This is a genomic window from Longimicrobium sp., assembly GCF_036399255.1.
Classification (GTDB): Bacteria; Gemmatimonadota; Gemmatimonadetes; order Longimicrobiales; family Longimicrobiaceae; genus Longimicrobium.
The window spans coordinates 1-13,378 of record NZ_DASWNM010000053.1 but is presented as its reverse complement, the minus strand read 5'-3'; the positions used below and the strand labels follow the sequence as shown (position 1 = coordinate 13,378).

Genomic DNA, 13,378 nt, shown 5'->3' with positions numbered 1-13,378 from the left:
GCTTACGGGGATCGACCGTGGCTGGCGATCAGTGCGCGCCTGGTTCGCCCACGATCTGCGCGCATGGGTAGACGGAGCCCTGCGGATCGCCTTCGGGATCCCCGAACCAGCCCCACAAACTTAACTTTCGACAACTATGGGCTTTAGCCCGTGGTGGGCGGCGTCGCGCGGACCCCGCGGAAACGCGCCGCCTCACCCTATCACCCCTATCACCCCTATCACCCCTATCACCCCTATCACCCCCATCACCCCCATCACCCCTTCACCCGCTCACCCCTTCACCCGCTCACCCCTTCACCCGCTCACCCCTTCACCCCTTCACCCGCTCGCTTGACACCCCCCGCCCCCCGCCCCAGTCTGTCCCCTCGCACCAGACCCAACGCAGGCTCCACGCAAACGCAAGGCAGATAAAAGCATGTCCAACAAGCGGCAGGACGCGCTGGACTACCACAGCCAGGGCAGGCGGGGCAAGATCGCAGTGGTTCCCACCAAGCCGGCCAGCACGCAGCGGGACCTTTCGCTGGCGTACAGCCCCGGCGTGGCCGAGCCGTGCCGCGAGATCGCCGCCAACCCCGAGGACGTGTTCAAGTACACGGCGCGCGGCAACCTGGTCGCCGTGGTCAGCAACGGCACGGCGGTGCTGGGGCTGGGCGACATCGGGCCGCTGGCGGCCAAGCCGGTGATGGAGGGCAAGGGCGTGCTCTTCAAGCGGTTCGCCGACATCGACGTGTTCGACATCGAAGTCGCCAGCAAGGATCCCGACGAGATCATCCGCTTCTGCGAGATGCTGGAGCCCACCGTGGGCGGCATCAACCTCGAAGACATCGGCGCGCCCGAGTGCTTCTACATCGAGGAAACCCTCAAGGAGCGCCTCGACATCCCCGTCTTTCACGACGACCAGCACGGCACCGCGGTCATCAGCGGCGCCGCGCTGCTGAACGCGCTGGAGATCAGCGGCAAGCCCATCGAGTCGCTCAAGGTGGTCTTCAGCGGCGCGGGCGCGGCGGCCATCGCCACGGCCGAGCACTACGTGTCGCTGGGGGTGCGCCGCGAGAACATCGCCATGACCGACAGCAAGGGTGTCATCCGCGCGGATCGTGGAAATCTCGACAAATACAAGGGCCGCTTCGCCACCACGCGCGACCTGCACACGCTGGAGGACGCGCTGCGCGGCGCGGACATGTTCGTCGGTCTCTCGGTCGCCGGCGCGGTGACGAAGGAGATGGTGGCGGGGATGGCGGAGGCGCCCATCGTGTTCGCGCTCGCGAATCCCGATCCCGAGATCCTGCCCGAGGACGTGCTGGCGGTGCGGCCGGACGCCATGGTGGCGACGGGGCGGACGGACTATCCCAACCAGATCAACAACGTCCTGGGCTTTCCCTTCATTTTCCGGGGCGCGCTGGACGTGCGGGCGCGCGCCATCAACGACGAGATGAAGATGGCCGCCACCCGCGCCCTGGCCGAGCTGGCGCGGCTGGACGTGCCCGAGTCGGTGGAAAAGGCGTACGGCAACGAGCGCTTTCGCTTTGGCGCCGACTACCTGATCCCCAAGCCGTTCGATCCGCGCATCATGCTGTTCGTGGCCCCCGCCGTGGCGCAGGCGGCCATGGAGACGGGGGTGGCGCGCGTGCAGATCGACATCGAGCAGTACCGGGCCGAGCTCATCGCGCGCCTGGGCCGCGGCCGCGAGGTGATGCGCGACATGATGCGCCGCGCCCGCCGCGACCCGCGCCGCATCGTGTACCCCGAGGGCGAGAACGACCGGATCATCCGCGCCTGCGCGCTGGTGCTGGCGGAGGAGGTCGCCCGTCCCATCCTCCTCGGCCGGCCGGACTTCATCCGCGAGCGGGCCGAGATGCTGGGCGTCTCCATCGACGGCGCCGAGATCGTGGACCCGTGGGCCGGCCCGGAGCGCCGCGAGCGGTACGCGCAGGAGTTCTTTCGCCGCCGCCAGCGCAAGGGCGTAACGCTGGTGCAGGCGCGCGAGCGGATGCGCGAGCCCGTCTTCTTTGGCTGCATGATGGTGCTGATGGGCGACGCGGACGGGCTGCTGGCCGGCGAGGACATGTACTATCCCGAGACGATCCGCCCCGCGCTCGAGGCCATCGGCACGGCGCCGGGGGTGCGCCGGGTGGCGGGGCTGTACATGATGGTGCTGGAGCACGAGCTGGTGTTCTTTGCGGACACCACGGTCAACATCGACCCCGACGCCGAGACGCTGGCCGAGATCGCGCTGCTGTCGGCGGACTTCGTGCGGCGGCTGGGGGTGGTGCCGCGGGTGGGGATGCTGTCGTTCAGCAACTTCGGCTCGGTGCGCAGCCCGCAGAGCGACAAGGTGCGCCTGGCCACGGAGCTGGTGAAGCGGCGCGCGCCGGAGCTCGAGATCGACGGCGAGCTGCAGGCCGACACGGCGGTGCTGGACGACTTTCGCCGCGAGAACTACCCGTTCAGCACGCTGCACCAGAAGCCCAACGTCCTCATCTTCCCCAACCTGGACGCCGCCAACATCGCCTACAAGCTGATGTGGCGCATGGGGAGGGCCGAGGCGTTCGGCCCCATCCTGCTGGGGATGGCGCACCCCATCCACGTGCTGCAGCGCGGCAGCGAGGCGGCCGACGTGCTGAACCTGACCGCGCTGGCCGTGGTGGATGCGCAGGAGCACGCGGGCCGCCACGCCGGTGCCTGAGCGCGCCTACGCGCCGGGCGACGCCGTCGCCATCCACTACCGCCGCCCGCCGGACCGGGTGACGGTCTTCGAGCAGCCGGTGGTGGAGGACGACGGCGGCTGCGTCGTCACCTATCTTCCGTCCGCCGCGCTCAAGGCGCCGGTGATGGCGGGCGGGCGCGTGGTGCTGGAGCCCGGCGCGCCCGTGGTCTGGTTCACCTGGCGCGGCGACGTGTGGCACGACGTCGGCCGCTTTCACCTGGCGGACGGCACCTTTACCGGCGTCTACGCCAACATCCTCACGCCGGTGCGGATGGACGGCACGAAGTGGGAGACGACGGACCTGTTCCTGGACGTGTGGGTGGATGCGGACGGCGCCGTGGAGATCCTGGACCGTGACGAGTTCGACGCCGCCCTCGCCGCCGGCTGGGTGGACGCCCCCACCGCCGCCCGCGCCCTCGCCGAAGCCGAGCGCCTGGCGGATGACGCGCGGGAAGGAACGTGGCCGCCCGCGCGGGTGCGCGAATGGACGGTGGAGCGGGCGCGGGAGGTGCTTGGCGTGCCCGGAGGTGGTCTTCAGCCCCGGAGCGACCCGCCTCGCGTGAGCGGCTAAAGCCGCCGCTGGGACTGCGAAAAGCCCCGCAAACTGCGCGGGGCTTCACCGACGCGCCGTGGCATTCCGTGCGGCGCAAACCCGTCGGCGAAGGCCGACATCGCGTCGTCCCAGCCGCGAATTCATTCGCCTGGGGTGGGGCGGGCGCGGGAGGTGCTCTCCGGGAGCGGAGGTGGTCTTCAGCCCCGGAGCGACCCGCCTCGCGGGAGCGAGTAAACTCGCCGCAACGACAGCGGAAAGCCCCGTCCGGGCTCGTTGCACTCGCCGGACGGGGCTTCAACTGCGACAGCCATTCACCCTTCACGCCTCCCGCAGACCCCGCGGGAGAGGAGTGCTCACTCGGCCAGGGCTATCATTCGCAGATACACATACCGGTTTCCGGATCGCAAAGGCCGTAGTCGTAGCCCCAGCTCTGGCAGTTCTGGTTGCACTGCCTGGCGAAGGTGTAGGTGCAGACAGCCGTGGCGCCGGCCGTAGCCCCGGGCGCGGCCACGGCTTCCATCGCGCCGAAGCCCAAAGCCAGCGTGACCGCTGCTCCGAACAGCCCCTGGCGCACTGTCTTGCTACGTTGCATGCGACAATCCTCCGCTGCGGGTGTGCCCGGCGTGTCTGTCCACCGGGCCGGTTGGGCACGAGCCATCGTATCCGGCTGGTAACCGATTGCGACAAATTATGCAAAAACGCGGCCGTTCTCAGATCAGCATGGTCGCGCACGGAGCCGCGCCCCAACACCATCGCCCGACAGTCCGCGAAGGCGGCCTTCGTGTGGTTGTTGCAGCGAATTCATTCGCCCTTGGCACCTGCCTTCCCCGATGAACGACGAGCCACGAACCACCGTCCTCTGGCGCCCCGTGGGCCGGAAAGAGCTGGAGCTGATCGAGGCGAGCGGCTGGCGCGCGTTTCCGCCGCGGCTGGCGCATCAGCCCATCTTCTACCCCGTGACCACTGAGGCGTACGCGGTGCAGATCGCGCGCGACTGGAACACCAGGGACGCCGCCTCCGGCAACGTGGGCTACGTCACCCGTTTTCGCGTGCGCAGCGACTTCCTGGCGCGCTACCCCGTCGAAACGGCGGGCGCGCGGGCGCACCAGGAGCACTGGATTCCCGCGGAAGAGATGGACGCGTTCAACGACGCCATCGTGGGCGCCATCGAGGTGGTGGCGGAGTTCCGCGGGGAGGGCGCATGACGCCGGAGGGGCTGCAGCGCGCGGCGCGAATGCTGGCGGGCGCGCACCGGGTGGTGGTCAGCAGCGGGGCGGGGATGAGCAAGGAGAGCGGCATCCCCACCTTTCGCGACGCCATGGAAGGCCTGTGGTCCAGCTTCGACCCGCAGGAGCTGGCTACCGTCGCCGGCTTTCGCGCCGCCCCGCGCCGCGTGTGGAGCTGGTACGCGTGGCGCCGCGAGCGGGTGGGCGACGCGCGCCCCAACCCCGGCCACCTGGCCCTCGTCGACCTGCAGGCGCACGTGCCCAGGCTCACCGTGGTCACTCAGAACGTGGACGGGCTGCATACCGAGGCCGGATCGGCGGACGTGGTGGAGCTGCACGGCAACATCCGCCGGGTAAAGTGCCTGGACCGCGGCCACCCGTACGACGGCCCGCTGCCGCCGTACGCCAGGGGGGATGAGCAGGACCCGCCGCCGTGCCCCCTCTGCGGCTCGCCGCTGCGGCCGGACGTGGTGTGGTTTGGCGAGATGCTGCCCAGGGACGCGGTGGAGCGCGCCTGGTCGCTGGCCGAGCGGTGCGACGTGCTGCTGATCATCGGCACCAGCGGCACGGTGTGGCCGGCGGCGGAGCTGCCGCTGGTGGCCCGCCGCCACGGTGCGCGCATCATCGAGGTGAACCCCGAGCCGTCGGAGCTTACCCACGCGGCGGACGTCTTTCTGCAGGGGCCGTCCGGCGAGGTGCTGCCGGCGCTGGTGGATGCCGTGGCGCAGGCCAGATCGCGAGCGGATCGCCCGCCGCGAGACGTGCCGGAACGTGCGCGAGGAGACGCTTGACGCGGCCCGGGAACCAAAGCACCTTGGGCTCGTCCGGACCCCTCTCCCGTCACCGGACGCAAAGACTCTCCCCCTCATCTTCACCCCCAAGGAGCCCATGGCGATCTCCCGTGACCCCGCGGCCTCGGCCGCCGACCTGAATGCCGCGCTGGACGCGTTCGAGGCTGATCTGGCAGGTTGGATGCAGCCCCCCATCCCGGCCGCGGCGCTGGAGCAGCAGGACTTCTCGGCGTTCTACCACTCCTGATCGGCAGACGGGGCGCGCCGCATCCCCCGCGGCGCGCCCCGCATTTCATCCCGCCCGCTGTCTCCGTGCGCATCTCCGCCTGCCTGATCACCCGCGACGAGGCGGGCTTCCTTGCCGACTGCCTGCGTTCCATCCAGGGAGCCGTGGATGAGATCGTGGTGGTGGACACCGGCTCGCGCGACGAGACCGTGCGGATTGCCCGCGAGTTCGGCTGCGTCGTGCTGCATCACCGGTGGGACGACGACTTCGCCGCCGCGCGGAACGTGGGGATCGCCGCGGCGACGGGCGACTGGATCCTGGTGGCCGACGCGGACGAGCGATTGATCGGCGGGGAGGCGCTGCGCCCGCTGGTGCTGGAGGCGGAGGCGGAGACCGGCGGCTTCCTGGTCGAGCGCGAGGACGTGGTCCGCCATCCGCAGACCGGGCGCACGGAGCGCTACCCCATCGGCATGGTGCGGCTCTTCCGGCGCCATCCCGGCATTCGCTACGTGGGTCGCGTGCACGAGCGGCCGGGCGACACCATCCGCGACGCGGGCTTCACCGTCCGCGGCACGCACCGGCCGCGGCTGACGCACCTGGTCAGCAGCCGTACGGACGAGGTGCTGGCCGCCAAGCAGCGCCGCTACCTGGCGCTGCTGGACGCGGAAGTCGCGGCGCACCCCGGCGACCCATGGCCGCGCTACTACCGCGCCAAGACGGTCTGGTACCTGGGCGGCCACACCGCGGCGGACGCGGAGTTCGCCGCCATCGCCGGGGACCCGCGGCACCCCGCCCCGCAGCGTGCGTCCGCGCACGCCATGCGCGCGGCGCTGGCGCTGCGGCTGGGGCGCCCGGCGGACGCGCTGGCGCACGTGGAGGGCAGCCTGGCCGCGTTCGCCTTTCAGTCCCTTGCCCACTACCTGCGGGGTGACGCGCTGTTCGCCCTGGCGCGCTACGCGGAGGCGGCGGAGGCGTACGCCCGCGTGCGCGGGTCGCTGGACCCGCACGCGGTGACGGAATGGATTCCCGGCGACCTGTACCTGCCCGCGGAGACGCGCGCATACAAGCTGGGAAGCTGTCTTCTGGCGATGGGCGACGGGCCCGCGGCGCTGGCGCGCTTTCGCGAAGGGATGGCGGCCAGCCCGGACGATGCGGCGTGCTGGTACGGCGCCGCGAACGTGGCGCTCGCGGCTGGAAACCCCGTACTCGCCGGCCGCCTGCTGGACGAGGCCGCCGCCCGCGACCCCGGCTGGCGCACGCCGCGGGAAATGCGCGCCCGGCTCGCCGCCGCCCCGGGCAAGGCGGGTGCCGGCGAACTCGCGGGAGGGGCGCCGGAGCGGGACGACTTTCTCGCGCTGCCCTGACGGCCGCCTCGGCCGGCCGGTGGGCGAGTCCGCCCGCGTCCGGTGGACCTGCTCCGCCATCTTCGTTGCCCCGCCACCCGGATCCGGGGGGCGGGCGCGTGCGTTTTGTCAGCAATTCTGACGAATTCGTGTCACGAGGGAGGCCGCGCCCTTGCGTGGCGGCGCAGAGGTGGCAAGTTGTCCGGCTCACCCGGACGACGGGTCGAGGGGCCGCGGTCCGGTCCTTGCCCGCGCTGGCGCAGAAAACGGACGTCCGTTCACGATGCATAGACGCACCAAGATCGTTTGCACGCTGGGCCCCGCCTCCTGGTCGCCGGATCGGATCGATTCGCTGATCCAGGCCGGGATGGACGTGGCCCGCATCAACTTTTCGCACGGGGACCTGGAGCGCCACGCGGAGACCATCCGCAACGTGCGCGCGGCGTCCACGCGCGCCGGGCGGCCCGTGGCCATCCTGGGCGACCTGCAGGGCCCCAAGATCCGCGTGGGCGTGCTTCCCGAGCCGGTGGACCTGAAGCCCGGCGACCGCCTGGTGTTCGCCCCCGAGGGCGAGCACACGGGCGACGAGCTGCCCACCACCTTTACCGGCCTGGCGCAGGACGTGGAGGTGGGCGACGTGGTGCTGCTGGCCGACGGGCTGATGGAGCTGATCGTGGAAGACGTGCAGCCGCCGCGGGTGGCCATGCGCGTCATCCACGGCGGCACGCTCACCAGCAACAAGGGGATCAACCTTCCCGGCACCGCCGTCAGCATTCCGTCGCTCACCGAAAAGGACCTGCGCGACCTGGAGTTCGCGCTGGAGCAGCAGGTGGACTACGTGGCCCTTTCCTTCGTCCGCTCGGCCGAGGACGTGAAGGACCTGGTGAGCCGCATTCCCCCCGGCGGGCCGCTGGTGGTGGTGAAGGTGGAGAAGGGGATGGCGCTGGAGAACCTGGAGGCCATCCTGGAGGTCTCGTCCGCCGCCATGGTGGCCCGCGGCGACCTGGGGGTGGAGCTGCCCTTCGAGCGGGTGCCGCTGGCGCAGAAGCGGATGATCCAGATGGCCAACATCGCCAGCCGGCCGGTGATCACGGCCACGCAGATGCTGGAGTCGATGATCGAGAACCCGCGCCCCACCCGCGCCGAGGCGAGCGACGTGGCCAACGCCATCATCGACGGCACCGACGCGGTGATGCTGAGCGCCGAAACCGCCACGGGCAAGTTCCCGGTGCAGGCGGTGCAGGCCATGGCGCGCATCGCGCAGGAGATCGAGGACTCGCACATCCTGGAGAGCGGCCCGCACTACGACATCGCCATCGTCGCCGACGAGGACGGCACCACGCCCACCGAGCGGGCCATCGCCGGCGCCACGGTCGAGGCGGTGCGCCGCCTGAAGTCGCCGCTGATCCTGACCTTCACCACCAGCGGCAGCACGGCGCGCGTGGTGTCGTCGTTCCGGCCGCCGGTGCCCATCCTGGCCATCACCGACAACGAGCCCACGTACCGCCAGCTGGCGATGGTGTGGGGGGTGATCCCCATCATCTGCTCGGTGGAGGCCAGCTTTACCGAGATGCTGGCCTGCGGGCGCGAAGAGGCCATCAAGCGCGGCCTGGCAAAGCCCGGCGACCGCGTGGTGGTGACCGCCGGCCTTCCCATGCACCAGCCGGGGACGACGAACCTGATCCAGGTTTCGGTGGTTTGATGGAGTGCGTGAGTGCGGAAGTGCGTGAGTGCGGGAGTGGCTTCCACGCCGGGTTCGGGCCCGGCGCGCGAGCCGGCGCCGTTCACTTCCGCACTGACGCACTGACGCACTCCCGCACTTCCGTTTCGTCGTGAGGCTCCGCTTCCTCGGCACCGGCACCAGCTTCGGCGTGCCGGTGATCGGCTGCCGGTGCGCCACCTGCACCAGCGAGGACCCGCGCGACCGGCGCACGCGGCACGGTGCGCTGGTCACGGAGGGCGACCGGCGGCTGCTGGTCGACACGCCGCCGGAGCTGCGGCTGCAGCTGGTGGCGGCGGGGGTGCCCATGGTGGACGCCATCTGGTTCACCCACTGCCACGCGGACCACATCCACGGCCTGGACGACGTGCGCGTGTTCTCGGAGCGCGGCCGCGCTCCGCTGCCGGTGTACGCGGCGGCGGACTGCGCGGCCACGCTGCGCGAGCGCTTTGCCTACGTGTTCGACCATCGGATCCGCCCGCTGGAGGGCACCAGCAAACCCGAGGCGCAGATCACCGAGGTGCGCGCGTACGAGCCGGTGCGAATCGCCGGCTTCGACGTCACGCCGCTTCCGGTGCCGCACGGGCCGCTGCAGGTGTACGGCTTTCGCGTGGGGGACCTGGGATACGTGACGGATGGCAAGCAGCTGCCGGAGCGAACGGCGCAGGCGCTGCGGGGGGTTCGGGTGCTGGTGCTGAACGCGCTCTGGTTCGGCAATCCGCACCCCACGCACTTCAGCGTGGAAGAGGCGGTCGAGGCCGCGCGCTCCGTGGGCGCCGAGCGCACCTACCTGACGCACCTGAGCCACCGCGCCAGCCACGCCGAGCTCGACGCGCGCCTGCCGGAAGGCGTGTTCGCGGCGTACGACGGGCTGGAGGTGGAGGTTTGAACGGCAGGGAATAGGGAATAGGGACAGGGAATAGGGAATAGGGAATAGGGGACAGGTTACAGCCAGCAACGGCGGGCGCTTCGGCTGGTGACGCGCGGGGGAGCGAGTGAACTCGCCGCAACGACGCGGAAGGCCCCGCAAACTGCGCGGGGCTTCACCAGCACACCGTGGCATCCGTACGGCGCACACCCGTCGGCGCAGGCCGACATCGCGTTGTCCCAGCCGCGAATTCATTCGCCAAGGTGGCGCCCGGCGGCGGTGGGTTTAGATGGTTGGGTCGTGCTGCGACGGGCTGTGGTCTGCGTCCGCGGCGCCCCCTCCGCTCGCTTAGGCTCGCACCTCCCCCAAAACTGCTGGGGGAGGTTGGGATGCCGAGGGGTTCAGGTTCGGTGACGGCGTCTTCTCGTGGGGCGGGTGAACCCCCGCTCGCCGTAACAAACGCGGAAAACCCCGTAAACCGCGCGGGGCATCCACGGCACACCACAACACGCGGCGCGGCGCACACCCGTCGGCGCAGGCCGACATCGCGTGGTCCCAGCCGCGAATTCATTCGCCTGGGTGGATCGGCGGACGGGATCGCGGGCGGGATCGGACGGTCGGGCGCGGAACGAACAGGGCGTCGGCGGCGGGTTTCGTCCCGGGCGGGTGAACCCGCGGCTGGAAAAGCGGGAAGCCCCGCAAACTGCGCGGGGCTTCAACGGCACACCGTCGTTTGCGTTCGGTGCACACCCGTCGGCGAAGGCCGATATCGCGTGGTCCCAGCCGCGAATTCATTCGCCTGGCCGCGCGGGGCTGTGATACCCTCGCACCCGCGGGAACGCCTGCGGAGGTTTTTGCGATGTCTATACCCTCTCCCGTTGCGGGCCCGTTGCGGGAGAGGGTGCGAGCCTGAGCGAGCGGGTGAGGCCCCCGCCGACGCAGACGGATCCGGCGCCTTGGGCACTTTCGCACTCACGCACTCACGCACTCACGCACTTCGTCTTTCGCACTTCGTCTTTCGCACTCACGCACTCCGACGCCATGTCCATCGTCCTCGACTACAACAACATGCTGGCTCCGCGGCTGGGCGGGCGCGGCATCGACCCGGCGGCGCTGGACGCCATGGGCGACCGCTTTCGCCAGGCGCACGTCGACACGGTGCACCGCCGCGAATCCGGCGAGCTGGGCTTCTACGCCCTCGCCGACGGCGGCGACACGGTGCAGCGCATCCAGGAGTTCGCCGAGGGCGGCGGACAGGCGTTCAGCAACGTGGTGGTGCTGGGCATCGGCGGAAGCGCGCTGGGGACGGTGGCGCTGCGGACGGCGCTGCTGCACCCGTACTGGAACGAGCTGGACGACGAGGCGCGCGAGTTCTATCCGCGGCTGTACGTGCTCGACAACGTGGATCCGGCCACCTTCGGCGCCTTCCTGGACCGCGTGGACCTGCGCCGCACGCTGTTCAACGTTATCTCCAAGAGCGGCGGCACGGCCGAGACCATGAGCCAGTACCTCATCGTCCGCGAGCGGCTGCAGGCGGAGCTGGGCGATGCGTATCGCGGCCACCTGCTCTTTACCACCGATCCCGAAAAGGGCGTGCTGCGCGCCCTGGCGGGGGAGGAGGAGGTCGCCACGCTTCCTGTTCCCGCCAACGTGGGCGGGCGCTTCTCCGTCCTCTCCGCCGTGGGGCTGCTTCCCGCGGCGATGGTGGGAATCGACATCGGCGAGCTGCTGGCGGGGGCGCGGGAGATGGTGGAGCGGTGCGAGACGGCCGACCTGCGCGCCAACCCCGCCGGCCTCTTCGCCGCCCTGCAGTACCTGGCCGACACGGAGGCCAGGGCGCCCATCCACGTAATGATGCCCTACTCCGACCGCCTGCGCGACGTGGCGGACTGGTTCCGGCAGCTGTGGGCCGAAAGCCTGGGCAAGCAGCGCACGCGCGGCGGCGACGAGGTGTTCGCCGGCCCCACGCCCGTAAAGTCGCTGGGCGCCACCGACCAGCACTCGCAGGTGCAGCTGTACGTCGAGGGCCCGTTCGACAAGACCATCACGTTCCTTACGGAGCGCGAGGGCGCGGAGGACATCCAGATCCCCTCCGCCCATCCCCAGCACGCCGAGCTGGCGTACCTGGGCGGCCACAGCCTGGGCGAGCTGCTGCGCACCGAGATGCTGGCCACCGAGGCGGCGCTGGCGCAGCGCGGGCGGATGAACATGACGATCGAGGTCCCCCGCGTGGACGCGCGCTCCCTGGGCGGGCTGATGATGCTGCTGCAGATCGCCACCGTGTACGCGGGGCACTTCTACGGCATCGACCCCATGGACCAGCCGGGGGTGGAGCTGGGCAAGCAGCTGACGTACGGCATCATGGGCCGCCCGGGCTTCGACCAGGCGAAGGCCGAGTGGGAAGGCCGCACGCCCAAGGACGACGCGTTCGTGGTGAGGTGAAGGATCAAGTGCCTAGTCCCGAGTGCCTGGTGCCTGAGTGCTCGACACTAGGTACTCGGTACTAGGTACTCGGTACTAGGTACTATTCTCGGCACTGGATACTCGCTACCAGGCACCGTTACTCATCGTTCACCGCCGACATTCTCTTGCGCAGAAAGCCTGCTTGACCGCCAAACCCCTCGTCCCCGCGTCCGACAAGCCGGCCATCCAGCCGGGCTCGCGAACGCTCATCGTCATCAACCCCGCGGCGGGGCAGCAGGACACCGAGCGGGTGCTGCGGCTGCTGGCGGGCGCCTTTGCCGTGCGCGGCGCCAGCTTCGACGTGCTGCAGACCGCCGGGGCGGGGGATGCACAGCGCGCGGCGAAGGAGGCGGTGGCGCACGGCTACCGCGCGGTGGTGGCCGTGGGCGGCGACGGCACCGTGGGCGAGGTGATTACCGGGGTGGCCGGGACGGACGTGCCGGTGGGGATCGTGCCCAAGGGGACCGCCAACCAGGTGGCGTCGAACCTGGGCATTCCCACCGACATCGAGGCGGCGGTGGAGGTGGCGGTGAACGGGCTGCCGGCGCCCATCGACCTGGGGCAACTCGATGATGGGCGCTACTTCGCGCTGGCGGCGGGCGCCGGATGGGACGCGGCGGTGATGGCCGGCGCCACCCGCGAGCTCAAGGACCGCTGGGGCTTTGGCGCGTACATCTACGCCGGGCTGCGCGTGGGGGTAAAGCCGCCGCGCCACCGCTTTCGCATCGTGGCCGACGGCAAGGAGATCAAGGTGAAGGCGGCGATGGTGCTGCTGGCCAACATGGGGCAGTTCCAGGCCAACACCATCCCCCCCGTGCAGGTGACGGTGGCGCCGGACGTGAGCTACCAGGACGGCAAGCTGGACGTGTGCATCTTTGCCCCGCGCACGGTGGCCGACGTGGCCGCGCTGGCGTTCCGCGTGCTGCGCGGCCGCTTTGCCGGCGACGAAAAGCTCATCTACTTCCAGGCCTCCCAGGTCACCGTCCACGCCGACCCTCCCGCCGTCACCGAGGTGGACGGCGAGCCCATCGGCCACACGCCCCTGAGCGCCCGCGCGGTGAAGGGCGGGGTGACGGTGCTGATTCCGCATCCGCCGTGAACGGCAGGGAATAGGGAATAGGGAACAGGGAATAGGGAATAGCCTGCAACGGCGGGTGCTTCGGCCGGTGCCGCGCGGGAGCGAGTGAACTCGCCGCAACCACCGCGGAAAGCCCCGCAAACTGCGCGGGGCTTCACCAGCACACCGTGGCATCCGTACGGCGCACACCCGTCGGCGCAGGCCGACATCGCGTTGTCCCAGCCGCGAATTCATTCGCCGAGGTGGCGCCCGGCGGGGGGGGTTAGATGGTCGGGTCGTGCTGCGACGGGCTGTGGTCTGCGTCCGCGGCGCCCCCTCCGCTCGCTTAGGCTCGCACCTCCCCCAAAACTGCTGGGGGAGGTTGGGATGCCGAGGGGTTCAGGTTCGGCGACGGCGTCTTTCG

Annotated in this window: 11 protein-coding genes; 10 read left to right on the top strand and 1 reads right to left on the bottom strand. The window is 70.5% G+C overall.

What is annotated here, in order from left to right; all coding sequences use genetic code 11:
• The first annotated feature begins 415 nt into the window (after window positions 1-415).
• Window positions 416-2,686, top strand: a complete 2,271-nt coding sequence (locus VGC13_RS08970; protein WP_331124900.1) for an NADP-dependent malic enzyme — start codon at window positions 416-418, stop codon at window positions 2,684-2,686.
• Window positions 2,649-3,278, top strand: a complete 630-nt coding sequence (locus tag VGC13_RS08965; protein WP_331124899.1) for a DUF402 domain-containing protein — start codon at window positions 2,649-2,651, stop codon at window positions 3,276-3,278. The genes VGC13_RS08970 and VGC13_RS08965 overlap by 38 nt, the downstream gene beginning before the upstream one ends.
• A 352-nt stretch (window positions 3,279-3,630) precedes the next feature.
• On the opposite strand, the gene VGC13_RS08960 is transcribed toward VGC13_RS08965, so the two are convergent.
• The gene (locus VGC13_RS08960; protein WP_331124898.1) at window positions 3,631-3,852 is read right to left on the bottom strand and encodes a hypothetical protein; all 222 of its coding nucleotides are present in this window, start codon (window positions 3,850-3,852) and stop codon (window positions 3,631-3,633) included.
• A 238-nt stretch (window positions 3,853-4,090) separates the two neighbouring features.
• On the opposite strand from VGC13_RS08960, the gene VGC13_RS08955 reads away from it, so the two are divergent.
• From VGC13_RS08955 to VGC13_RS08920, 8 genes are all read left to right on the top strand, one after another.
• Window positions 4,091-4,465 (top strand): hypothetical protein, encoded by a 375-nt coding sequence (locus VGC13_RS08955; protein WP_331124897.1) that lies wholly within the window; start codon window positions 4,091-4,093, stop codon window positions 4,463-4,465.
• Window positions 4,462-5,277, top strand: coding sequence for an NAD-dependent deacylase (locus tag VGC13_RS08950; protein WP_331124896.1), 816 nt, complete (start codon window positions 4,462-4,464; stop codon window positions 5,275-5,277). Before VGC13_RS08955 ends, VGC13_RS08950 begins: the two co-directional genes overlap by 4 nt.
• Before the next feature lie 97 nt (window positions 5,278-5,374).
• On the top strand, window positions 5,375-5,524 hold the full coding sequence (locus VGC13_RS08945; protein ID WP_331124895.1) for a hypothetical protein: 150 nt from the start codon (window positions 5,375-5,377) through the stop codon (window positions 5,522-5,524).
• Between the two features lie 65 nt (window positions 5,525-5,589).
• On the top strand, window positions 5,590-6,867 hold the full coding sequence (locus VGC13_RS08940) for a glycosyltransferase (protein ID WP_331124894.1): 1,278 nt from the start codon (window positions 5,590-5,592) through the stop codon (window positions 6,865-6,867).
• Window positions 6,868-7,129: 262 nt separating this feature from the next.
• A complete protein-coding gene (gene pyk, locus VGC13_RS08935) occupies window positions 7,130-8,548 on the top strand; it encodes a pyruvate kinase (protein WP_331124893.1) in 1,419 nt (472 codons plus the stop codon).
• Between the two features lie 130 nt (window positions 8,549-8,678).
• Entirely contained in the window at window positions 8,679-9,455 is a 777-nt protein-coding gene (locus tag VGC13_RS08930; RefSeq protein WP_331124892.1) for an MBL fold metallo-hydrolase, read from the top strand.
• A 1,020-nt stretch (window positions 9,456-10,475) separates the two neighbouring features.
• Entirely contained in the window at window positions 10,476-11,876 is a 1,401-nt protein-coding gene (locus VGC13_RS08925) for a glucose-6-phosphate isomerase (protein WP_331124891.1), read from the top strand.
• 163 nt (window positions 11,877-12,039) lie between these two features.
• A complete protein-coding gene (locus tag VGC13_RS08920; protein ID WP_331124890.1) occupies window positions 12,040-12,996 on the top strand; it encodes a diacylglycerol kinase family protein in 957 nt (318 codons plus the stop codon).
• The last annotated feature ends 382 nt before the right edge of the window (window positions 12,997-13,378 follow it).